At 38.3% G+C, this 25,044-nt stretch carries 18 protein-coding genes; 14 read left to right on the forward strand and 4 right to left on the reverse strand.

Annotation, left to right across the window (positions count from 1 at the left end):
- Positions 1 to 6 precede the first annotated feature (6 nt).
- From ACT29H_RS09565 to ACT29H_RS09575, 3 genes are all read right to left on the reverse strand, one after another.
- Positions 7 to 2,412, reverse strand: a complete 2,406-nt coding sequence (locus tag ACT29H_RS09565; protein ID WP_444821399.1) for a polysaccharide biosynthesis tyrosine autokinase — start codon at positions 2,410 to 2,412, stop codon at positions 7 to 9.
- 129 nt (positions 2,413 to 2,541) lie between these two features.
- Positions 2,542 to 3,297: a glycosyltransferase family 2 protein gene (locus ACT29H_RS09570; protein ID WP_444821400.1), complete on the reverse strand. Its 756-nt coding sequence runs from the start codon at positions 3,295 to 3,297 to the stop codon at positions 2,542 to 2,544.
- Between the two features lie 45 nt (positions 3,298 to 3,342).
- The gene (locus ACT29H_RS09575; RefSeq protein ID WP_444821401.1) at positions 3,343 to 4,428 is read right to left on the reverse strand and encodes a glycosyltransferase family 4 protein; all 1,086 of its coding nucleotides are present in this window, start codon (positions 4,426 to 4,428) and stop codon (positions 3,343 to 3,345) included.
- Positions 4,429 to 4,686: 258 nt separating this feature from the next.
- Between ACT29H_RS09575 and ACT29H_RS09580 the strand changes: the two genes are divergently transcribed.
- From ACT29H_RS09580 to ACT29H_RS09590, 3 genes are read left to right on the forward strand one after another with little or no spacing between them, the layout of a single operon-like run.
- A complete protein-coding gene (locus ACT29H_RS09580) occupies positions 4,687 to 5,499 on the forward strand; it encodes a polysaccharide biosynthesis/export family protein (RefSeq protein WP_444821402.1) in 813 nt (270 codons plus the stop codon).
- 29 nt (positions 5,500 to 5,528) lie between these two features.
- Entirely contained in the window at positions 5,529 to 7,949 is a 2,421-nt protein-coding gene (locus tag ACT29H_RS09585; protein ID WP_444821403.1) for a GumC family protein, read from the forward strand.
- A 59-nt stretch (positions 7,950 to 8,008) separates the two neighbouring features.
- Positions 8,009 to 9,613 carry a hypothetical protein gene (locus ACT29H_RS09590; protein WP_444821404.1) on the forward strand — a complete coding sequence of 535 codons (1,605 nt, stop codon included), beginning with the start codon at positions 8,009 to 8,011 and terminating at the stop codon, positions 9,611 to 9,613.
- Between the two features lie 32 nt (positions 9,614 to 9,645).
- Here the strand turns inward: ACT29H_RS09590 and ACT29H_RS09595 are convergent, their stop codons facing one another.
- Positions 9,646 to 10,209: a WcaF family extracellular polysaccharide biosynthesis acetyltransferase gene (locus ACT29H_RS09595; protein WP_444821405.1), complete on the reverse strand. Its 564-nt coding sequence runs from the start codon at positions 10,207 to 10,209 to the stop codon at positions 9,646 to 9,648.
- A gap of 251 nt (positions 10,210 to 10,460) precedes the next feature.
- On the opposite strand from ACT29H_RS09595, the gene ACT29H_RS09600 reads away from it, so the two are divergent.
- The 11 genes from ACT29H_RS09600 to ACT29H_RS09650 all read left to right on the forward strand — a co-directional run bounded on the left by ACT29H_RS09600 (position 10,461) and on the right by ACT29H_RS09650 (position 23,575).
- Positions 10,461 to 11,456 (forward strand): D-xylose ABC transporter substrate-binding protein, encoded by a 996-nt coding sequence (locus ACT29H_RS09600; protein WP_444821406.1) that lies wholly within the window; start codon positions 10,461 to 10,463, stop codon positions 11,454 to 11,456.
- 104 nt (positions 11,457 to 11,560) lie between these two features.
- Entirely contained in the window at positions 11,561 to 12,973 is a 1,413-nt protein-coding gene (gene mnmE, locus ACT29H_RS09605) for a tRNA uridine-5-carboxymethylaminomethyl(34) synthesis GTPase MnmE (RefSeq protein WP_444821407.1), read from the forward strand.
- A gap of 471 nt (positions 12,974 to 13,444) precedes the next feature.
- Positions 13,445 to 15,238, forward strand: a complete 1,794-nt coding sequence (locus ACT29H_RS09610) for a type I restriction-modification system subunit M (protein WP_444821408.1) — start codon at positions 13,445 to 13,447, stop codon at positions 15,236 to 15,238.
- Positions 15,239 to 15,297: 59 nt separating this feature from the next.
- Positions 15,298 to 16,665: a restriction endonuclease subunit S gene (locus tag ACT29H_RS09615; RefSeq protein WP_444821409.1), complete on the forward strand. Its 1,368-nt coding sequence runs from the start codon at positions 15,298 to 15,300 to the stop codon at positions 16,663 to 16,665.
- Positions 16,666 to 16,705: 40 nt separating this feature from the next.
- Entirely contained in the window at positions 16,706 to 17,101 is a 396-nt protein-coding gene (locus ACT29H_RS09620) for a GxxExxY protein (protein WP_444821410.1), read from the forward strand.
- A 136-nt stretch (positions 17,102 to 17,237) separates the two neighbouring features.
- Positions 17,238 to 20,222: a type I restriction endonuclease subunit R gene (locus ACT29H_RS09625; RefSeq protein ID WP_444821411.1), complete on the forward strand. Its 2,985-nt coding sequence runs from the start codon at positions 17,238 to 17,240 to the stop codon at positions 20,220 to 20,222.
- A 558-nt stretch (positions 20,223 to 20,780) separates the two neighbouring features.
- Positions 20,781 to 21,101 carry a type II toxin-antitoxin system RelE/ParE family toxin gene (locus tag ACT29H_RS09630; RefSeq protein ID WP_444821412.1) on the forward strand — a complete coding sequence of 107 codons (321 nt, stop codon included), beginning with the start codon at positions 20,781 to 20,783 and terminating at the stop codon, positions 21,099 to 21,101.
- Between the two features lie 11 nt (positions 21,102 to 21,112).
- Positions 21,113 to 22,210 carry a HigA family addiction module antitoxin gene (locus ACT29H_RS09635; protein ID WP_444821413.1) on the forward strand — a complete coding sequence of 366 codons (1,098 nt, stop codon included), beginning with the start codon at positions 21,113 to 21,115 and terminating at the stop codon, positions 22,208 to 22,210.
- 222 nt (positions 22,211 to 22,432) lie between these two features.
- Positions 22,433 to 22,654, forward strand: coding sequence for a type II toxin-antitoxin system Y4mF family antitoxin (locus ACT29H_RS09640; RefSeq protein ID WP_444821414.1), 222 nt, complete (start codon positions 22,433 to 22,435; stop codon positions 22,652 to 22,654).
- On the forward strand, positions 22,651 to 22,992 hold the full coding sequence (locus ACT29H_RS09645) for a HipA N-terminal domain-containing protein (protein ID WP_444821415.1): 342 nt from the start codon (positions 22,651 to 22,653) through the stop codon (positions 22,990 to 22,992). The genes ACT29H_RS09640 and ACT29H_RS09645 overlap by 4 nt, the downstream gene beginning before the upstream one ends.
- A 316-nt stretch (positions 22,993 to 23,308) precedes the next feature.
- Positions 23,309 to 23,575, forward strand: a complete 267-nt coding sequence (locus ACT29H_RS09650) for a dihydrofolate reductase family protein (RefSeq protein WP_444821416.1) — start codon at positions 23,309 to 23,311, stop codon at positions 23,573 to 23,575.
- Positions 23,576 to 25,044 lie beyond the last annotated feature (1,469 nt).

The raw sequence follows: 25,044 nt of genomic DNA on the forward strand, positions 1-25,044 counted from the left end.
CCGTCTTTATGATCCTTTATTTAAACTATCTGAAGGTTGCCCGTAATAGCCTGTGTTATAATAACCATACCCCTTATCGTTTGGATTAACATCATTTAGCAAAACCCCTAAGTGTTTAATTTCATCGTTAATCAGTTCGTCAATGGTGACCGCCAAATGTTCTTTGTTTGTTATTCCTGCGCGCACAATAAAGAGACTACTATCGGAATATTGCATCAGCAAACGGGCATCAGCCACCAATCCAATGGGCGGCGTATCCACAATAATAATATCAAATCTGTTCCTAAGGTGTTCAAAAAGCTTCTTAATCCGACTTCCCGAAATCAATTCTGACGGATTGGGGGGAGTCACCCCTGCCGGGACCAACCATAGGTTATCCACATCCGAAGAATAAACAATTTCATCAAAGCGATTTTGGCGAATCAGATAGCTGGAGATTCCTGCATCCCTCTGCTTATCAAATATTTCGGAAAGCCTCGGTTTTCTCATATCAAATCCCACCAAAGCGGTTTTCCGACCGGATATGGCAAATACTGAAGCCAAATTTAAAGCACAAAAGGTTTTGCCTTCTCCTGTATTGTTTGACGTTAGCAAGATAACCTGATTGTTCCTTTCGGACGACATAAATTTGATTTTGGTCCTTAATGACCGAAACGATTCCGCAATCAGGGAGTAAGGCATATGGGTGATAACATTCTCTGATTTGGCCTTACTACGCGCGATGAAACCCATAAAAGGAATATCTTTAGTGATAGCCTCCATCTCTTCCCGATCTCTGATCTTATTATTAAACGTTTCTTTTAAAGCGATAACGACGGCAGGTAGAATCAATGCCAGTAAAGCCGCTTTGCCGTAATTACTCTTTTTATTCGGCGAAACAATCCCTGTTATAGAGGCCTGATCAAGCGTTTCATTGTCGGGAATATTTGATGCCTTTGCAATTTGAGTTTCGGAATTCTTTTGTAACAGAAAGGTATAAATGGCGTCGTTCAATTTAAAAGCTCTTTCCAGTTCCAGATATTCTTTTTCCAGTTCAGGCAGTCGATTCATATGAATCGATAAATTATTTATCTGACTTCGAATCTCATTCTGTTGAATTATTAAAGTCTCGATACGTTTATCAATGGCTTGGACCAGTGTTTCACCAACAACTTTCAAACTTTCATTTAACTGAGAATAATATGGATTATCTTTTCCGGCTGAATGAATTATTGTTTTCATTTCCGACCAGGTATCCAAATATTTGTTTACCAGACGGGATATCAAACCTGCATTTTCATCCGCGAAGGCCGTGAGCAAAAAATCATCTTCCAATCGGCCGTCGATGAATTTCATCTTTAATTGGTTCAGATAGTCATATTTTATCCTTAATAATCTTAATTCCTTCTCCTTCTCCAAATAATCATCGGCCAACTGAGTGGCATAATCGGACGGTACCATAAACCTGTTTCGCTTACGGAAATCCATTAATTGTTCCTGCGTTTTATTCAATGTATCCTCCACACTCTTCAATTGTTTACGGATAAATTCAAGGGAACGGGTAGCCATGTCGTTTTTTCTTTTCAGGTTGGTTTCCACTATCACTTCCGATAAAACATTTAGAAACCGGATTATTTTTTGTGGATTTTGACCTGTTATAGAAATAAAAACAATTGAAGAGCCTTCCCTGTAAGTGTTGATTGAAAGGCGTGATCGATACCTAGCGGTCAGTTGCTGATTGGAATTAAACTTGATATAATAATTACCTTTCGAAGCTTGAACAGAATGTTTAGACAGGATCCTAAATGAAAAGTTTTTATGTTTTATCCATTCTCCTGGTTTTACCTCCTTTTCAAATGTATATGGAGCGACATGCGAAACATCCTGAGAAAGATCAAATCGATGCAAACGGCCCTCCTCGGAGGAAGAAGAAACCCTGTAGTTTCCGGTTGTAAGAATCGAAATGTATACCGGAACATCCAAAATTTGCGGATGTTTTTTATCTATCTCAATTTCAAATGGTACCGATTGATAAAGCTCAGTATCCTTAAATCTTCCATCAGCATAATAAGAAATATTAAAATCGAGTCTTCGAATAACTTCATTTATGGTTTTTTGCGAACGGATGATGAAAGATTGGTTTTCAATATTCCGAACTTCGGCCGATAGCCCAAACCCATCCATCAAGTTAACCTCATTCAGCATCTTTTCCGAATCGCTTTTGAATAACATGGTTACTGCCCCTTTATAAAGAGGCGATGAGTATCGATGATACAGATAAACGGAAAACAAAAAGAAGGGAACCGTAATAGCAAACAACTTCCAGTTTCGCCCAACCAAACGGGCAAGCTTTTTTACATCTGAAAAACTATCGGCTTTTCCCGAATATCTATACCGCTGATAGGGAGAATCTGCTTTGGGGGATACAGCCATTTTGACGGGTTTTGTTTATACGGAACAAAAATATAAGAATATAATATATAAACTAACACAAGATAGTAGATTTATGAAAAGGTTTTGAATCCATAACAACCCCTGTTCTTAAATATAAAATCCCAAATATCAATTTCGACGAACAAATTGCGTCAACTTGGAAGCATTTTTAAAAAACAAGGTGCGCATACCTCCTACATTGTTAGTTCTAAGCGCCCTAAGATCTTCGCTCGATTTGGCAATGACGTTTCTAATCGAACGATTGCTTAAGCCTCCTGTTCGCATTCGCACCATAACTTCAGGCAGGTATTCAACGCGCAATGATGGCACCGAAAGTGCCCGAAGAAGCCATTCATAATCTGCAGAAATTCGGTATTCAATATTAAAAGTGCCAACCAATTCGAGTAATTGACGACTGAAGTAAACTGTTGGATGTGGCGGCATCCAGCCCCATTGAAGTCGTTGTGGACGAAAGGATCCACTTCGCCAATAACGAACCACTTTGTTTATATCATTGGGACTAACATACTGCAAATCGCCATAAAGCAACTGAAAATCAGTTTCAACATATCGATCAATCACCCGGGATAACACATCAGGGGTTGCCAAAACATCATCAGCATGAATAAACCCTATTACCTCACCTGTTGACATTTGAATCCCCTTATTCATGGCATCATATAGCCCCTTATCCGGTTCACTGATCCATTGATTAACGATATCTTCGTTCTTTTTTAAAATATTAATGGTGGCATCAGTTGAGCCACCATCCACAACGATATATTCTAAATCTACAAAATTTTGATTGCGTACCGACTCAATAGTAGACTCTAGAGTCTTAGCAGACTGATAGGTTACGGTAATTAGTGAGATTTTTTTATTCATCTGGTACCATTGTTAATAATCACTTTTTACAAAGATGTACCGTATTTATTTGTTGCGTAATTTTCTCGCTTTAATTCTGATTAACAAAGCAGGAATGTAGAATATCACAAAGCCTACTACGAAATTCATTACCAGAAGTTTCAACATTCCAAAATCTTTGAGCAAAAAGGAAACAGCAATAAAAAGGATATTGACCACCCCCAAAATTAGGGCCACCTGAATATGAGAACATCCTAATGTTAGCAATCGATGGTGAATATGGTTTTTATCTGCAATAAATGGCGAATTTCCGTGCGACAACCTTAGGAAAAAAACACGAAGTGTATCGATTACTGGGACAATTAAAATACCAACAACCACGGCCGGGGCCGAAGTCATAGTAACAGCCAATGAGGCCCTTAGGTTGGGAGCATTCGATTCCATAAATCGGATGGCCAGCACGGCAAGCAGAAAACCAATCAACATGGAACCGGTGTCGCCCATGAAAATTTTTTGGGTTTTGGTGAATACATTATAATATAAAAATGCTAGCAGGGAGCCTGTAATGATGACTCCTATTATGGTCTCATAAATATCATTGTTAATATAAAACCAAATGGTAAAAGCTAAGGTGGAAATAATACCGCTAATCGCCGCTAGCCCATCAACCCCATCGATAAGGTTAAATCCATTGATGATAAAAATCACAAACAGTAGGGAGATACAAAAACTGGTAAAATAATCGGGTTGAAGGCCAAAAAAACCGTGAAACTCAGTTATTCTTATATCACCAAATCCTACGATTATAAAAGCTGCCAGAATTTGCCCCAAAAGTTTCATCATTGGAGCCGTTATTAAAATATCGTCTTTGATTCCTATAGAAAAAATTACCAACAATGAAGGCACAAGAAAGGGAATAGGCGTAAAATGGAACCAATCCAGAAAAATAGAATAAGTAAACAGGAAGCCGATAAAAATGCCCAGTCCCCCTAAATTCGGAATTTTCTCTTTATGGACATGGCGCTTACCAGGTTCGTCAAACAAATTTTTATAGTAGGATACCCTAAGAATCGTTGGGATGGATAAAAAAACCACTAAAAATGACAATAAGCAAGCTAGGGCTATTATTAAAATTGTAGTATAATCATTCATTGTTATTGTTTCACAATCATTTTCCGGTACAAATTTATGAAACCTTTCGACAAACTTAAATTTCCTGATGTTTAAATTGTAAAAAGAAAACCATAAATTTGGGCGATAAAAGGAGTCTATTTATGGGTAACATCATATCGTACAACCTTATACTCTTAACTTTAAATAATTTATATTAATCACATCAATAATAGCAGCAGCCGGGTATGATTTTGACCCGATTAATTTTTCGTAGAATAATGTTTTGAAATTTAATTTATGTTGAGATATCTCACTTCAATTCCAAAACGGTACCGTCGCTTCTTGCGTCTTGGGCTTTATGTCGTGATCGTCACTGGTATGACTCAAGGGTGTATCCCGCAAAAAGAAACGATTTATTTCCAAAATTATGAAAAGGACAAAGACTACCAAAATCCCTATAACGACCTCACTTCATTAACTGAGCGTTATGTCTTAAGGCCGAATGATGTATTGTATATCCAGGTTACAACGAGTAATCCGAAAATCTCTGAATTTTTTAACCCCAATCGTTCAACAGGAAGCAATAGCCAACTCAGTCAATCGCTTTATACCTACCTGATCGACGATAGTATGCATATCGACTTTCCGTTTGTCGGAAAAGTTGATTTGCGTGGATGCACCTTACAACAGGCCAAATATAAGATGCAAAAAGTGCTTCAACCCATGGTTAGTGACGCGCATGTAAAAATGAGACTGGCCAATAATTACTTCGTAATTCTCGGGGAAGTAGGGAATCCCGGACGCATTCAAATGGATAAAGAGCAAATCACCATCTTTGAAGCAATAGGATTGGCTGGGGATATTAAAACCTTTGGTAAAAGAAAGGAAATAAAGATTGTCAGGCCTTGGAAAGATGGATATCAAACCTTATATCTGGACATTACGGATAATAACATTGTTGGCTCCGATCAATTTTACGTTTATCCCAATGATATAATCTATGTAAGACCTATGAAAGCTAAAAGTTTTGGAATTGGAGAAACTTTTTCTTTTGGGATGATCAGTTCCGTTCTTGCCATATACCTTACAATTAGAGCCATAACACAATAACTTTTTTTAACGGTTAAGTCGCTGATATAATGAACAGGGTATCCAATCTTAGCACTACTTCTCATAACAGGCCCCAACCAGATTCATCGTCGCAGTTCATACTCGATTATCGGAAGTTACTGCATGATCTTTTAAACTTTTGGTGGCTTTTTGCCATTACGATTCTCCTCTCTTTCGGGTTGGTATTCATCCTTCATCGATACTCTACTCCTATTTATAAGGCATCTATGTCCATTCTTATGGAAGAACGAGGCTCGGACCGTACAAAGGAAGATATGATGCAAGGATTTGGGTTGACACCGGGAGAACGGAATCTTGATAACCAAATTGCAGTTCTTACCTCTCGCGATATCATTCGTAAAACCATTGACCAGTTAGATTTTCATATCAGCTATTTTGCGGCCGGTCGCCTGAAGGATACAGAAATTTATCCCAATCCGGGCTTTGTTGTGGAGTTTGATTCTTCGGCATCGCAAATAACCGGCATTCCGGTCAATGTTACCATTCTCGACGACCAACACTTTGAACTGTCTGTTAAGACCACCAATTACGCTGTTCTGAACTTTCAATCGGGAAATACCGCTCAATACAGCGGGAACATTGACTTCTCTCAAAAATTTAAATTTGGTGACAAAATAGAAACCCCTTGGTTGAAAGCCCGTATTGTTCGATCCGAATACGGATCGGCCGGAGAAAACACTTATTACTTTATTTTTAACAACCCGGAAAGTCTGGCTGCCCGCTATTATAGTATTCTTCAGGCCAAAAAAGCCGGAGAGAACAGTACGATTGTGCATCTGTCGGTTACGGGTTCCAATCATCAAAAAAACATCGCATTTCTCAAAAAATTATCAGAAACTTTCATTAATACCAACCTTGAAAAGAAAAATCAAATTGCGACCAATACCATTAATTTTATTGAAGAACAACTGTTAATTATATCCGATTCGCTTGCCAGGAAAGGAACCCAGCTCAGTAATTTTAGGACCCACCACCAAATCCAGGACATAAGCTCGGAAGCCGAACATTTGTTTAACCAAATTCAGGAACTTTCTACCCAAATTTCGGAGAAAACCCTTATCATTAATTATTTTGATTATTTAAATCACTATTTTTCAGCCGACAGCATTCTTCAAAAACGACTGGCTCCCGCAACCTTTGAGGTTAATAATCCCATTATTTCCGGACAGATCACTAAAATTATTGAACTCAATAACGAAAGGTTAACTCTAAACGGTCAACAGAATCCTTATAAACATGAACTGGACAAACAAATTCTGGTTGCCCGCAATACTTTATTAGAGGCTATTTCTAATCAAATTGATGTTTTTAATGAATCCATCAGTCGGCTTAGAAATGAAAAGATACAGATAACACGCCAGCTATACCGGCTTCCGGAAAAAGAGAGAAAACTTCTTGGCATTGAACGTCAATTCGACCTTAACAACGAAGTTTATACCTTTCTGCTCAGAAAAAGATCGGAAGCCCAAATTCAGAAAGCCTCAAATACCTCCGATCATTCTGTCTTAGAAGCCCCACGTTATTCCGGGATGGTATATCCCCAAAAATCTGCGAATCGCCAGAAAGCCTTATTCTTGGGAGTATTTATTCCTCTTGCTTTCATCGTGCTGCGGCAATTGTTGAATAACAAAATAACAACCCCGGACGAACTGGAGCGTCTATCTACAAAACCTATTATTGGCCATATCATTCACAGCCAAAAAGGAGTTGCCAATATTATACATAAATATCCCAGATCTGTTATTGCCGAAACCTTCCGACGCGTTAGAACACGACTGGAATATCTGACTGCCGGGGCTCAAACACCTATCATAGCTATCTCCAGTTCCATGCCGGGCGAAGGAAAAACATTCTGCGCATTAAATCTTGCGGCAGTTTTTGCCTATTCCGGGAAAAAAACGGTTTTGTTGGGTTTTGATATGAGAAAACCGGGACTTAACAAATTGTTTGATCTGGACGGAAGCGATGGTCTCTCCCACTATTTTCTGGGAAAAGTTACGCTCGATGACATAATTTATAGTGGAGGGCAGGAAAATCTGGATATCATACCCTCAGGGGTCATTCCCCCCAACCCGTCGGAATTGATCTCGTCGGCCAAAACAGACGAACTTATCAATGATCTCAAAAAACGTTATAACGTAATCATTCTGGATACGCCGCCGTTAGGGATCGTTGCCGACCCCATTATCCTTGCCAGAAAGGCCGATACATTAATCTTTTTGGCAAGACAAAACTTCACCATTAAAGATGCATTTATTCAGACCCTGAACCATGTGGAAGAAGAAGGGATTAAAAATGTTGGTGTTCTGTTTAATGATTTGCAGGTTAAACGCGGGAAAAAAGGCCTGAAATATGGATACGGATATGGATATCGTTATGGGTACGGATATGGATATGCCTATGGTAAAGGCTACTATGAAGAAGAGTAAAGGCATCTTCCTTGTTTGCTTATGGCCATTAATTTTTAGACTTTGAAAAAAAGAGAAGAATGTGTTTCCGATGTTTGTTGATAGTAATTTCCATCTTTGCCAGCCCCCTTGCCACAGGGCAGCTTTATAGTCATTGGAACCATCATGCATTAAATCCCATCGATCGGATCAGCAACCGCCCGGGACAAAACTTGCATACCGCCATAGGCCCCATGCGACTGGATGAAGTTGCGAACTATTACAACGTGGATTCCCTGATTCAAAGAGGCCTTCCCCTCCCCCGACCAAATCAGAATATCGTTGGTCGTTTCTTCTCTAACGATCTGTTGAAATGGAATGACAACGATGTTTCTGTAACTGTTAGTCCTCTTTTTAATTTTGAGGTCGGCAAGGATAATCAGGCCAACAAAAATTGGTACGTCAACACCCGTGGTGCCATGATTGAAGGTACGTTGGGTAAAAATGTGGCTTTTTATGTCGATTTATTAGAAAATCAGGCCACCTTCCCGGAATACATCGATGCGTTTATCGACCAAAGAGACGTTATTCCGGGTCAGGGACGACATAAGGATTTTGGAGATGATGCCCATGATTTTTCTCAATCAACCGGTTATCTTTCCTATAACGCAGGGCGCTGGTTTAATTTTCAAATGGGTTTTGGAAAACATTTTATTGGAGAAGGCTATCGTTCACTTTTTTTGTCGGATAATGCATATAGTTATCCCTATCTAAAAATGACCGCCACATTTCTTCGTGCCAAATACATGCTGATGATTAGCGAGCTGAAACATTTCGAAAGAGATGAAACCTTGGGAGATCCTCGTTTTGAAAGTAAATACGGAGCTTTTCACTATCTCAGCTGGAATATCGGGAAACGATTTAATCTGGGACTTTTTGAAAGTGTGATTTGGGCAGCCGAAGACACTATTGGTTATCGAGGTATTGATGTCAACTATGTTACACCATTAGTTGTTTTGCGACCGGTAGAGTATAATCTGGGCTCACCCGACAACATGACCATGGGAATCAGCATGAAATATATCCTCTGGAAGGATGCTGCACTTTACGGACAATTTGTTTTGGGAGAATTCAAATTTGATGAAGTCTTTTCCGGCAATAAATGGTGGGCCAATAAGCAAGGATTTCTTGTGGGCACAAAGACATTCAATATTTTTGGAATCAACAATTTGGATTTCATCTCGGAATACAGCCAGGTTCGTCCGTATACCTATTCGCATTACCAACCCATCACCAATTATGGGCATTTTTATCAAGAACTGGCGCATCCTTTGGGGGCCAACTTTCGTGAGAGTGTCTCATTTTTAAGGTATCGGCACAAACGGTGGAATTTTGAAACCAAACTACAACTGGCCACCAAAGGTTTGGACACCACCGATGACATTAGCTATGGTGGTAATATCCATAAGCCCAATGTTACTCGACCGGATGACTATGGTCATTTTATTGGTCAGGGATTAAAGTCAAAGCTCACCCAGGCCCAAATGAATGTTATTTATCTGATCAATCCCAAAAATAACATGAATGTCACTGTAGGTTTGCGCTATCGTAAAATGTCCAATGATCTGGAAACCGTAAAAGGCAACTATTTTTACCTGGCATTCCGCACTTCATTGCGAAACGTTTATTATGATTATTTTCAATGACGATCCTTAACCCGTTGCTCCCTACTCACTTTTTAATGCTTGCCCTTATTTTTAATCTCTCTTTGTTTTACTTTTTCGGCCGGATTGCCGCGATAAACGCCATAAGCCTCTAATTTTCCACCGGCAACACTATTCACTGCCAATACCGAATGTGACAAACAGGTTGTTTTGCCTGTAACGATTGACTTGGCCCCAATCCAGACACCATCCTCCAGTACTATAGGGCCAACCATCAGATCAAAAGTCGTCTTCGAAAAATCATGATTGCCGCATAAAATCATGGCACCCTGCGACAAACAGCAATGAGCTCCGATATTCACCTGTGCCAAATTATCGATCCATACCTCCTCTCCTAACCAGGTATAATCGCCCACTGTCAGCCTCCAAGGATATTTGATATTGACCCGAGGTTTTATTACCACCCCCTTACCAATCTTTGCCCCAAAAAAACGAAGCATCCTTCTTTTTAACCCGGAAAACGGAAAAAACGGATTTAGGAAAAACAGCCCATTCACAATGTACCACGCCCCCCTTACAATCATGTGTCGGCCGGGATGATACCAACTGTTATCATATTTGGATAAATCTACCTTCATGAAATTCTTTTTTTGATGTCAGATCAAACCGGGAATGCATACCTTAAGATCCTGTTCTACAGAACCTAAAATGCAAGCCCCGCTCAAACCTGTTATTCAAAAACAACCAAAACTACAAAAGATTTGGCACATAATACAACCCAAAATAACCGGCATCCCCAACCTGTTTAAGGAAAAACTAATATAAAACACTTTACGTCGGCCTCTAATAGTTGTAAATTAATAGCATTTACCAACTAAAAATTAGTCATATGAAGGCATTTAGATTATTAACCGGAATATTTTTTCTGGCAATAATTGCCGGATGTAACAACAAGCCGAAAATAGGCTTCTTGATGGATACAATAAGTCTGGACCGTTGGGAAAAAGACAAAGAACTTTTCGAAGAACAAGTAGAGAAAATGGATGGTATTCCTCTGGTACGTGTTGCCAATGGCGATTCACCAACACAAATTGACCAAGCCACCCAGCTGCTTTATGACGGAGTGGATGTTTTGGTGGTTATTCCTGTTGACCTTCATGCCTCACGGGATATCGTTAAAATGGCCCATAAAAATGATGTCCCGGTTATTTCATACGACCGGATGATCCGCGACTGCAACGTAGACTATTATGTCTCGACCGACAATATTCATATTGGGGAACAACAAGCGTCCTATCTGTCGAGAATGGCACCTTCCGGCAATTATGCGCTTCTGGGTGGTTCCACAAAAGATTATAATGCTACCCTCCTGCATCTTGGATGGATGAACGTGCTTCAGCCACTGATCGAAAAGGGAGATATCAACCTTGTTTTAGATGAATATGTAAAAGAGTGGAATGCCAAAGATGCCTTTTCTATAATGGATAGCTTCTTGTCCAAAACCAATACACCACTGGATGTGATTATTGCCGGAAACGACGACCTGGCAGCGGGTGCCATTCAAGCCCTCAGGCAACACAACCTGACGAAAAAAGTATTGGTGGCTGGTCAGGATGCCGAGCTGGAAGCCATACGCAACATAGTAGCGGGCGATCAAACCATCACCATATTTAAACCCATTGATGCTTTAGTATCTACTGCGGTAAATATGGCCATGAAACTCGCAGAGGATGAACCTATCAACACCAATGTAACGGTTAATAACGGATTTAAGCTGGTGCCCGCCGTTCTTCTCTCCTCTCAGGTCGTTAATCGTCAAAACATCAAGTTAACGGTGGTTTCGGAAGGTTACCTGGAAGAAGGAGATATTTATAAAGAAAAGTAGGATGCCTTAAGACCATGCTTCGGCTAAAACCATGATAAAAAGAATTGATGTCTATTTTATCAGGCCATATTTTTATGAGTACCTTTGCAAAAAAAAATTTGTAGATGATACTCCAGGATACCATATGTGCCATTTCCACTGCGCCCGGAGCCGGTGCCATTGCGGTTATCAGACTTGCCGGTCCGGAAGCATTTAGCATCGCCGAAAAAGTGTTCCGCCCGGCCTCCAAACACAAAATAATAAGTGATCAGCCGGCTCAAACCTTACTTTACGGTACCATATCCGACGGCATCAACGACATTGATGAAGTGGTTGTCGCCATTTTTCGTGCACCCCATTCTTTTACGGGCGACGACATCATTGAGATTTCCTGTCATGGTGCTGTATACATTCAACAGAGAATGCTTAATCTTCTCATTGACAACGGTGCCAGAATGGCCAAACCCGGAGAATTTACGCAACGCGCCTTCCTCAACGGGAAAATGGATCTGAGTCAGGCCGAGGCAGTGGCTGACCTTATTGCCGCTCGTAGCGAATCGGCCCGAAGAGTCGCCCTTCAGCAAATGAAAGGAGGCTTTTCTAACGAATTGGTCAATTTAAGAAGCAAGTTGTTGGAATTTACTTCACTAATCGAACTGGAACTTGATTTCAGCGAAGAAGATGTGGAATTTGCAGACCGAAAACAGCTGATCGATTTGGTCAATCAAATAGACTCTGAACTCAAGAAACTGATCAGTTCCTTTTCACTTGGTAATGCCATAAAAAACGGCATTCCCGTCGCTATCGTGGGGCCTGCCAATGCCGGCAAATCAACCCTTCTGAATGCTTTGCTCAACGAAGATCGCGCCATTGTTTCTGATGTGCCGGGAACCACGCGTGACGCCATCGAAGATGTGATGAACATCAATGGACTCACCTTCCGTTTTATCGATACCGCCGGTATCAGGGCAACGCACGATAAAGTGGAAAATATTGGTATTTCTCTTACTTACAACAAAATTAAACAAGCTTCGGTGGTTTTGTTGATGATGGATGTTCAGGATAATGACCAAAACATTCATCTTACCGTTTCCGATGTCAAAAGCCACATGAATCCCAACCACCAAAAGCTCATTGTGATCATTAATAAAACCGACTTGGTGGACCCTCAAACCCTGCAAAAAAGGTTTTCTGAAGAAGCATTTCGAAAATCAACAGGAGCAGACGCCATCATTCCCGTTTCTGCTAAACACAAATCTAACCTTGAGAGCCTAATCCGTCATTTGTTACAAACCGTCGATACAAACGCCATCGACAATAACCAGGTCGTGGTTTCCAACGCCCGTCACTACGAAGCCCTCAAAAAAGCCCGGGAAGGTATCATCCGCACCCGTGAGGGCCTTATTAATGGCATTTCGGGCGACTTTATCGCCCAGGATATCCGGGAAGTTCTACACTACCTGGGTGAAATCACCGGTCAAATCACTACAGACGAGGTACTTGGAAACATCTTTAAGAACTTTTGTATCGGCAAATAGCTGAAAACCATCGGTATAGTTACATTTTACAGGACAATCTATAAACATTATTCAGTGAGCCAACCGGTTCTGGAATGGGCGGCATAACGGTTTAGATGTTTAGATGTAAGATTTTTAGAAGTAAGTTGTAAGAGGACAAAAATCATTTTCGGAGCACGATAGAACTATTTGGACAAACTATTTTCGTATTTACACAGGTGATTCGATAAATCATTTCAACAGTAAAGGTGAAAAAATAACAAAAGGACGTGAAATTCAACTTTCAAGTCACTTAAAGGATGAAAATAGTAAAGTGAGTAATAAATTAATTGAAGATATTCAGGCTAATAAAATGCCTTAGGTGGGAAAGATTCAGAACAAATTAAAGGAGATTACATTTCTGGAATTTTAAAATTTTAACCTACGCACCACCACCGCACACATAAAACTATATTTGCATTATCAACGAAACAACAGAAATCGAATCAAAATATGAGCAACGAAGTCAATAACAATAACAGCAAAGTAGAAGTAGGATTTATTTGGCAAATTACCAATGATGTTCTTTGGAATGCCTTTAAGAAAAATGAAATAGGCGATGTGCTGTTACCTTTTGTGGTTATCAGACGCCTGGATTGTATTTTAGAAGCTGTTAACGAAAAGGTTCGTAAAGCTTACAATGACTTTCACGATAAAGTAGCAGAAGATAAACTCGACCCCATCCTTCGCAAGGCTGCCGGAGGATTAAAGTTCTACAACACCTCAAAGCATACTTTAATATCACTAAAAGACGACCCTCAAAATATTGAGATTAACTTCAATAATTACCTGAATGGTTTTAACCCGGATGTACGTGAAATACTGGACCATTTTCAGTTCGATAAAATCGTAGCTCGCCTGATTAAAAATAAGTTGCTTTACGAAATGATTGATGCCATCTGTAAGGTGAACCTGAATACCGATAAAATTGACAACCACGGCATGGGTTACATTTTTGAGGAATTAATCAGAATCTCAAATGAGCAAAGCAACGAAACAGCAGGAGAACACTTTACCCCCCGTGATGTTATTGCCTTGATGAATGCCATTATTTTCGCACCCGAAAAAGAAGAACTAAGTCAGCCCGGTATTATCCGAACCATTTACGACCCTGCCTGTGGTACGGGTGGTATGTTAAACCTGGGCAAAAAATACATTAAAGAAGTATTGCTTGCCGATAGTCCCAACAAGCCAACCATTAAAACCTACGGACAGGAAATAAACGAACAATCGTTTGCCATTGCCAAATCAGAGGCATTAATTACGGGAGAAGATGCCAATAATATTAAACACGGTAATTCTTTTTCAGAAGACCAGTTTGTCGGAAAGCATTTCCATTATATGATGGCAAATCCACCTTACGGGGTTAGCTGGAAGAAAGACCAAAAATTCATTCAAAACGAAGCCTTAAACCCAGCAGGGCGTTTTTATGCCGGTTTGCCACGTACCAGCGATGGGCAGTTGTTATTTTTGCAACACATGATTTCTAAAATGGAGCGTGATGGTAGCCGTATTGGCGTAGTCACCAATGGCTCTCCCCTATTTACCGGTGATGCCGGTAGTGGCGAAAGCGAAATCCGAAAATGGATAATCGAAAATGACTGGCTGGAATGTATTATAGCATTACCCAAGGACCTGTTCTATAACACAGGTATCAACACCTACATTTGGTTTATTACCAATAAAAAAAGACCGGAACGCAAAGGCAAGGTACAGTTAATAAATGCAGCGGCCCACATTGAAAAAGGAACCAATGGTAGTAAAAAGGTGGAATATATTTTTGCCAACCCCATGAAAAAAAGTTTGGGCAACAAACGTAACATCATTGAAGAACAATTTATTGCCCAAATTGCTGAAATTTATAACAATTTTGAAGAAGGCGAATATTGCAAAATATTCGACAACGACCACTTTGGTTATTATCAACTAACCATTGAACAGCCCCTGTTAGATGAAAATGGCAACATAGTAACCAATAAGAAAGGAGAACCCAAACCCGACCCCAAAAAGCGCGATAAAGAAAATGTGCCTTTAACCGCCGATATTGAAGAATACTTTGAAAAGGAAGTAAAACCACACGTGCCTGATGCCTGGATTGATTTTGACAAAACACGCATCGGCTACGAAATCAACTTTACCAGGTATTTCTATAAATATAAAGGTTTGGAAAGCTCCGAAACCATTAAAGCCGAAATTGCCGAATTAGAACAAGATATTAGTAAATTATTAAACGATTTATTGTCATAAACTATGAACTCAAAATATCATAGTATTCTATTCATCATTAATTATCATAGTGAAAGACAATGAAGAAATACGAAAAATATAAGGATAGTGGAATTGAGTGGATTGGTGAAATCCCTGAGCATTGGCAAATCGTAAATTTTAGGTATTTAATTAATACTCTCACTGATTATACTGCCAACGGTTCTTTTGGAGATTTAGCTAAAAACGTTGACTACTTAGATGAGGGATATTCAAGACTAATTAGATTAACTGATTTAAGAGCTAATTTTGAGAACAAAGGCATTTATTTAAACGAACATTCACACAATTACCTTAACAAATCTGAACTTTTCGGAGGAGAAGTTTTACTTGCAAATGTTGGTGCTTATGCTGGTTTGGCATGGGTATTTAAGAATTTTCAAGGGAAAGCATCTTTAGGACCTAATATGTTTCTTCTAAGATTTAAAAATAAGTTAGATAATAATTTTGCATATATTTCTTTAATTTCTGATTATTTACATAATCAATTACTTAACAAAGCAACATCTTCAGCTCAACCAAAATTAAATAAAGAAGATGTAAGGTCTTGTTATTTTATATTACCTTCAAAAGAAGAACAAACCACCATCGCCTCCTTTCTCGACCACAAAACCGCCCAAATAGACAGCCTTATTGAGAAAAAAGAGCAACTCATTGAAAAACTTAAACTGCAACGCCAGGCCATCATTAACGAGGCAGTTACCAAAGGTTTAAATCCTAATGTACCTATGAAAGATAGTGGCATTGAGTGGTTGGGTGAAATACCGGAGCATTGGGACGTGATTCAAATGCGTCATTGTTTTTCTTTTACCAAAGGTTTAAGTATTACAAAAGAAGCTCTTAGTGAAACGGGTATACCTTGTGTAAATTATGGCGAAATACATTCTAAATATGGATTTGAAGTGAACCCTGAGAAAGATAAGTTAGGATGTGTCACTGAAGATTTTCTTCAAACGAATGAAAATGCCTTATTATCAAAAGGTGACTTTGTCTTTGCTGACACTTCAGAGGATTTAGAAGGGTCAGGTAATTTTACTTATTTAAATTCAGAATTACCAACATTTGCAGGATACCATACAATAATTGCAAGATTAAAAAACTCAATACATTATCGGTACTTCGCATATTTTTTCGATTCATTAGCATTTAGAACTCAAATTAGAAAACAAGTAAAAGGCGTAAAAGTATTTAGCATTACGAATAAAATACTTAAAGGAGCATTCCTTTTCTGCCCTCCTGAAAAAGAGCAAAAAGAAATTTCAAACTATATAGATAATAAAACAAGCAGTCTATTTAAAACAATTCAAAAACTTGAGCTATCCATCGAAAAGCTCAAACTCTATCGCCAATCCCTCATATCCGAAGCAGTAACCGGAAAAATAGATGTAAGGGGGTGGGAAAATGTCTGAACCTTTGAAAAATGTTTGAACTATGATTTAAATGTTGAGCATGAATACTAGGATTAAAAAAGAATACAAATATTCTGAACTGACAGGTAAAATTATTGGTGCTGCCATGGAAGTCCATCGCATATTAGGAAATGGATTTCAAGAAGTGATATACCAAAGAGCGCTATCCATCGAATTGCATAAACAAGGTCTGGAACACGAGCGCGAAAAGGAAATGCCCCTTAGCTATAAAGGTTATGATATAGGTACGCGCCGGGTTGACTTTTTTGTGGAGGGAAAAATAATGGTCGAAATAAAAGCAGTTAAACAATTGGAAGACGTTCACCTGGCTCAGGCAATTAATTATTTGGAAGCTTACAAAATTGATATCGGCTTATTAATTAATTTTGGGAGCACAAAGCTACAATTCAAACGGGTAATGAAACCAAAATCATAGTTTTCATTCAATCAAGAGAAATCATAGTTCAAGACAATTTCGGAGCAAAAAGTTTACAATTTAAACGGCTGGTAAATAAGAAGTATAAACAAAAAAATCAGGGGAATCCCAATATCAAATAAAAGTTCAGACGATTATGGCTACAGGAACAAAAGAGATACATTTTGAAGAACATATCGAAAATTATTTGGTAAATGAGGTAAAAGAATATCATGTGATATCGCCTCAGGAATATAGTAAAGAGTTGTGCGTAATTCCAAGCGAAATAATTGCTTTTGTAAAAGATACTCAGCACGAAAAATACAAGGCATTGAAAGAACAATACGGTGCTAATGTGGATAAGCAAATAGTGAACAATATTGCGCGTAATCTGAATAAAAACAAAACGCTGCATGTTTTTCACAACAAGGTAAAAGACCGTGGCCAGTTGCTGAATATGGTTTATTTTAAACCTGCCAATAACAAAACCCCGGAACACGAAGAATGGTACAAAAAAAACCGTTTTGCCATTGTTCGCCAGTTGCAATACTCAAACAAAAACAACCATAAAATTGATATTGTGCTTTTTATCAATGGCATTCCGGTGGTTACCATGGAGCTTAAAAATGCGCTTACTGGTCAGACCCACCACAATGCCATAAAACAGTATATCAAAGACCGTAATCCGAAAGGAGAAGCTTTTCTGGAATTTAAACGCTGTTTGGTTCATTTTGCGGTAGGTACCGAAAAAGTATTTATGACCACCCAGCTAAAAGGCGATTCCACCGTTTTCCTACCTTTTAATCAAGGACTGGAAAACAGTAACGCCAATGGTTTTGCCACTTCTTACCTGTGGGAAGATGTTTTGCGAAAAGATTCTTTATTGGACTTAATTCAGAACTTTATAAGTGTTCAAACCGATAAGGAGACCTACTACGATGAAAAAACAAAAACATTAAAGCAAAAAATATCGACAAAACTGTTATTCCCTCGTTTCCATCAACGTAGAGTGGTTCACCGTATGTTAGAAGCGGTTCGTAAAGATGGCGTAGGTGGAAAATATTTAGGGCAGCACTCTGCCGGTTCTGGAAAATCAAATAGTATCACATGGTTGGCTTATCGTTTATCGGGTTTTTACCAAAACTACACCGATAATAAAGCGCTATTTGATTCTACCATTGTGGTTACCGACCGAAGAGTGCTTAATTCTCAAATCCAGGAAAACATAAGACAACTTGACAACACCCCGGGTGTGGTGGCTTATATTGACGAGAAAAAATCTGCCCAGGATTTAAAACAGGCAATTCTTGAAGGGAAACGTATCATCGTAACAACACTTCAAAAATTTCCTGTTATTTCCGACACCATTACCAAACTGCCCAATAAAAATTATGCGGTAATTATTGATGAGGCGCATAGTTCGCAATCGGGCGAAGCTGCCGGACATCTACGTAAATCCCTTTCCCTGGAAGTTGCCGAAGAACTGGAATCAAAAAATAAAGATTTAGACGAAATTATTGCCGATGAAATAAAGAGTAAAGGTATTCAAAAAAATATCTCCTTTTTTGCCTTTACCGCTACGCCAAAACCCAAAACAATAGAACTATTTGGGACTGTTCAGGAGGATGGTTCAAAAGCGCCTTTTGATATTTATTCAATGGAGCAAGCGATTAAAGAGGGTTTTATCCTTGATGTATTAAAGAACTACACTTCGTTTAAACGATACTTTAAAATTGTTAAGCGGAACGAAATACCCGATAAAGAATACGAGAAGAAAAAAACAGTGCAGCTATTAAGTTCGTATGTCGATTTACAAGACCATGCCATTGAGAAAAAAGCCCGAATAATGATAGAACATTTTGTGTCTCAAACCCAAAATGAAATACAGGGCAAAGCACGGGCAATGTTGGTTACTCGTTCTCGCTTGCATGCCGTTAGATTCAAACGCAAGTTTGATGATATCATGCGCGAGATGAAATTACCGTACAACGCTTTGGTGGCATTCTCGGGTACCGTTCGTGACGATGAAACAGGCGAAGATTATACCGAGGTTAACATGAATAATCTACAAGGTAAAATAAGTATTCCGGAAGCCCTGAAATTACCCAAATACCGCATATTAATTGTAGCCGATAAATTTCAAACTGGTTTCGATGAACCTTTACTGCATACTATGTTTGTCGATAAAAAATTGGGTGGTACAAGTACGGTACAAACCCTCAGTCGTTTAAATAGAACTACCGTAGGGAAAGACTCAACAATGGTGCTTGATTTTGTAAACGACCCGGAAATGGTTCTGGAGGATTTTCAAAGGTTTTATGGTAAAAACTACATGGAAGAAGAACATCAAACCGACCCTAATGCCTTGTATGATGTCCAAAACAAAATCGACTCTTACAATTTGTTGTATAAAAAAGAGATTGATGCTTTTGCTAATATATTTTTCCGTAAAGGTGACAACTACGAAAAATTACAACCCATTTTAAATGAGGTATGCCGCCGATACGAGGAAGAATTGGACGACGACCAACAAGCAGGCTTTAAGGGCGATGCCAAGTCTTTTGTCAAGCTATATCGCTTTTTAAGGGGTATCATTACTTTCACTGATGTGGAATTAGAAAAGTACTACGTTTTCCTAACGGCATTAATAAAGAAACTTCCCTACATCAAATCAAGTATGCCTTTAGATGTATTAGGCGAAGTGGAACTACACAGCTATAAAATTCAACACAAATACACCACTGATTTAAAATTGGTTTCTGGGGATGGTGAAATGAAAGGCATGACTCCCGGCGGTGGAGGTCGAAAACCTGAAGAAGAATACGACTTGTTAACAAATATCATTAAAGTGTTGAACGACACCTTTGGGTTAGATTTAACAGAGGAGGACCGTGTGGATTTTGAAAAAATGAAAGATAACATCTATTCAAACGAAGAATTAATGAGTTTCTTTAATCCTAATAACACGAAAGAAAATATTCAGGAAAAATTCAATGAAGAGATAGATAGTGAGTTACTCAATTTCATCAATACCAAACTTGAATTTTACAATAAACTTTCCGAAGATCGCGCCAATACAATGTTTAAACAATTATGGTTTAACGACCTATACGACAAAAAGGTAAGAGGAATTTCAATTTGAGATTAATGAATGAGGGAACAGGAAGAATATAATAAAAGAGGCTACATCATTTGATAGAGATTGTTCCATTTTTCTAAACAACCTCTTTTACAAAAGATATTGAACCTCGGGAATTTATTTTACCACAAAAAGGTATTATAACCCTGTACCCCTCCCCCTTTTTGCCACCCCCAAATAGACATTTCCTGAACCCAAAATTCCTAATGCAAATGTAGTGAGTCATCCGGTTCTGTCAGGAACGACTGAGGTACGATACTTCTTTTCAATTTAGTGTTAGGGGATTTTTCGACCTGTAATTTTACAGATTCTATTTCAGCCGCCGATTTCCTTTAATTTGAAACCCCATCTCTTTAAACCCTTTGATTATCGGAGCTTTAACCACATTATAACAGGAATATTTTTTTAGGTATTGGGCTCAATTGACAACCAAAAAGAAATTTTTAAATTATTTCCCACATATCAAATCAGTTACATCTCCGGGAAATCATCAAAATTCACTTAAATAGTGAATTTTTTAATCTTTATTATTCGTATATTTGCACTACGACTTTTACAAAAATGAAAATTGTATTTAAAAAAGAATACTTAAAAGAACTATACGAAGACGGAAAATCCCGAAATAAAAAGTATCGGTTTCAACCGGGAGTCATAAAAAAGTATATACAAACCATCGACAAATTAAGGGTAGCTAACAGCATTGAAGAACTATTCCCTATTAAAAGTTTGAACTATGAAAAACTTTCCGGTGACAAAAATGGCCTTGAATCGGTCAGAGTAGATAAAAAATACCGAATAGAATTTATCAGTTCTGTAGAAGGGAATGAACCTGATACTATTACCATTTGCTCAATCATTGAATTAAGCAATCATTACAAGTAAAACCGAAAATAATGAAAACAAAAGAAAACATATTAATACCGGCACAGGCGACTCACCCGGGTATCTTAATCAAGGATGAAATAGATGCCAGACCCGACTTAAATCAAAGGGAATTAGCAAACGAACTTGGTGTAAAACCCTCTTTTTTAAATGAAATTATCAAAGGCAAAAGACCTGTTACTGCCGACATGGCAATCTTACTAGAAAAAGCCTTAGGTATTTCAGCCGACTATTGGATGAAATTTCAAGCTCAATATGAAATTGATAAAGCCAGAGTTAAGCAGAAAAACATCGAGAAAATAAAAAATATCGAGATTTGGAATATTATAAAAAAATACGTCCCGCTTCGTTACTTAAAAAAACACAATTATTTAACCGACGACTTATCAACTGACATAAAGACTATTAAAAAAATTTACAATTTTGAATCCGTTGATGACTTAGTAACCCTGTTCTCAAAAGAAAAGTACGCCTACTATCGTAAATCAGACAAACTTAAAATTGACAACAAGAATATGCTTGCTTGGACTTCATTAGCCCAATATGAGGCCAAAAACCAAAAAGCAAACACATTCACTTTTGACAACCTACCACAGTTGCGCATACAGTTAAACCAACTCTTTTACGAAAATTCTGACACCATCAACCGAGTACAAAATTTAATGAATCAATACGGTATAAAAATGCTATTCATTGATAAACTGGAAAAAACACCCATTGATGGTTTTTCATTTTGGTCGTATGAAAACCCCGCCATAGCCTTAACATTACGACACAAAAGAATCGACAACTTTGCCTTCACAATAATGCATGAATTGGGGCATATAGATTTGCATATGAAAAATGATAAGAAAAAAGAATTTATGGATTTAACAAAAGGACAAAGCATTAATGAATACGAAAGAGAAGCTGACCGTTATGCCCAAGAATCATTAATACCCACAAATGTTTGGGAAGATATTTTAGAGAATTACTTACCTCTGAATGATGACAGAATCATCTCACTTGGAAATCAATATAAAATAAACCCTGCAATTTTTTTAGGCCGTGTTTGCCATGAAATAAATCATTTTGCAATAAAAACAAGAATTGATAAAACGATTAAATAACTTAATACAATATACCACTAACCCTTCTCTTCCCCTTCGGCATGGCTTTCCAATCTACTCCAACAAGGGTACTGGTAAGTATAAATTTAAAAAACCACCTCTTATGCCCTTTGTCTCCGCTTTTTTATCCCCTGTTAAGTATTGGGAAAGGTATTCTCAAGTTTTGGTAAAGCAAAAGGTTGAATCCCTATCCCACCCTTAAACTATATCCAAAAACATATAATGAACCGTTTAGCCGAATTCGTTAAACAGCGGAGAAAAGAAGTGAACCTCACACAGGAGGAGTTTGCCGAAAGAGCAGGTGTAGCTCTTACCGTAATCCGAAAAATTGAACAGGGAAAAACCAATCTCAACATGGAAAAAGTCAACCAGGTATTGGCTATGTTTGGCCATGAACTGGGGCCCGTCAGTATTAAGGATTCAACTCAAAGCGGTGAAGCATGAGACGAGCAAAAATCTATTATCAAAATGATTTGGCCGGAATACTGGTCGAAACAGACGATGGAGAGTATGAATTCACCTACGACAAAAAGTATGTGAAAAAATTTCCCGACAGGTTTCTGACTTTTACCATGCCTGTAACGGAAAAATCCTATCGTTCAAACCGACTATTCCCCTTCTTTGAAGGGTTAATTCCCGAAGGCTGGTTACTGGAGAATGCCTCCAAAAGCTGGAAAATAAATCGAAATAACCGAATGGGATTATTATTGGCTTGTTGCAAAAATTGCATCGGGTCTGTATTACAACTTTGTTACATCTCACCGGCAAACAACAAACCCTAACCATCTCATTTATAACTACCTACAAAATTTTGTCATTTTTTGTATCGGCAAATAACCAATAGTGAAGCTTTTAAGAAAAACACCTTCTCATTATAATCAGCAAGACCTTGTGATGGGAATTGACGATACCATTAACCGGTTTTTGATTACACCTTTAGAGGTATTACGACGGTTGACATTTTCAGAATAACAGGATATCTTCTCAAAATTTAATCATTGTGGGGATGGGTATTTCCCCTTTTAGGGGATAAAGGGGTGAGCACCGGACATAACAAGCATTAAACTAATCTCATAGATTTATTTTTTAGGCATCAAAATGAGAAATTTAAAATTATTCATAGCCACCAGTATAGACGGCTATATTGCCAAACCCAACGATGACCTTAGCTTTCTAAAATTAGTTGAAAAAGAAGGTGAAGATTACGGTTACGCAGCCTTTTCGGCCTCCATTGATACTATTATTATTGGTCGAAAAACTTATGATTATGTTGTAAGAGAAATCGGGCCATCTCACTACGACAATGGTGATCGCTTGGTCGTTGTGGATTTGCAATCCACAACGCATCAGTTTAGGGATTTGTAATCCCGTCCTTATACTCGATAAAAATTAAATTGCATTTAAACATTTCAATAATTTCCGCGTTGAATTGGCCATTTTTTAAATACGGATTACAAATCCAAATCTTTAGTTCAGCGTGGATTACAAATCCACGCTGACGTAGAACCGGGAAATTTAAAATTATTCATAGCCACCAGTATAGACGGCTATATTGCCAAACCCAACGATGACCTTAGCTTTCTAAAATTAGTTGAAAAAGAAGGTGAAGATTACGGTTACGCAGCCTTTACTTCCACTATTGACACTATTATTATTGGTCGAAAAACTTATGATTATGTTTTAAGAGAAATCGGGGCATCTCACTACGACAATGGTGATCGCTTGGTCGTTGTGGATTTGCAATCCACAACGCATCAGTTTAGGGATTTGTAATCCCGTCCTTATACTCGATAAAAATTAAATTGCATTTAAACATTTCAATAATTTCCGCGTTGAATTGGCCATTTTTTAAATACGGATTACAAATCCAAATCTTTAGTTCAGCGTGGATTACAAATCCACGCTGACGTAGATAAGTTTTTCCCGGTATTGGGAATAAGTTTTACCTAATATCAGGAATTACCCTTGGTCGTTGTGGATTTGCAATTACAACGCATCATTCTGGGGATTTGTAATCCCGTTCTTCTACTCGATAAAGATTAAATCACATTTAAACCCGAAAAATGCATTAGGCAATCTATTACGAATTAAAATTGCTGCCAATCAAGTCACAAGCTAACTTGTTTCCATTCACCATAGCGATGCCATGCCTCATTTCAACAAGTTCTTGATTGATTGTACTTTAAATTCTCACAACGAAGTTCTAATGCATAATTCGGGATTAATTCTTTTTCTTTTGATTTATTTATACGGATTGCAAAGCCATTTTTTAAGTTATGCATGAATTACAAATCACGCAGACGTGTGATTACTATCACACGATATCGTTCATTATAATCACATGGTCCTGGTGATTACTACATAGCCAGTTTTAGTATAAAATTTAATACAACCTCCAATTAAAAACCACCCCTTCACTCCCTTTGCAGCTTTGCGCTTCCGCGTTTTATCCCCTGTTAAATGTCGGTATAAGCTTATACCAGTTATCGGGAAAGGTTATACCAGATGTCGGGATAAGCTTATACCAGGTGTCGGGATAAGGTTATACCAGGTGTCGGGATAAGGTTATACCAGGTGTCGGGATAAGGTTATACCTGGTGTCGGGATAAAGTTATACCAGATGTCGGGATAAGGTTATACCGGGTGTCGGGATAAGGTTATACCTGGTGTCGGGATAAGGTTATACCAGATGTTGGGATAAGGTTATACCAGATGTCGGGATAAGGTTATACCAAGTGTCGGGATAAGGTTATACCGGGTGTCGGGAAAGATGAAATAGGCATCCGTATAAAGTATCTTATATAATTACTTCAAAGCTTATTATGTCCGGCGCT

The sequence above is a fragment of the Thermophagus sp. OGC60D27 genome, from assembly GCF_052400625.1.
GTDB lineage: Bacteria > Bacteroidota > Bacteroidia > Bacteroidales > Marinilabiliaceae > Thermophagus.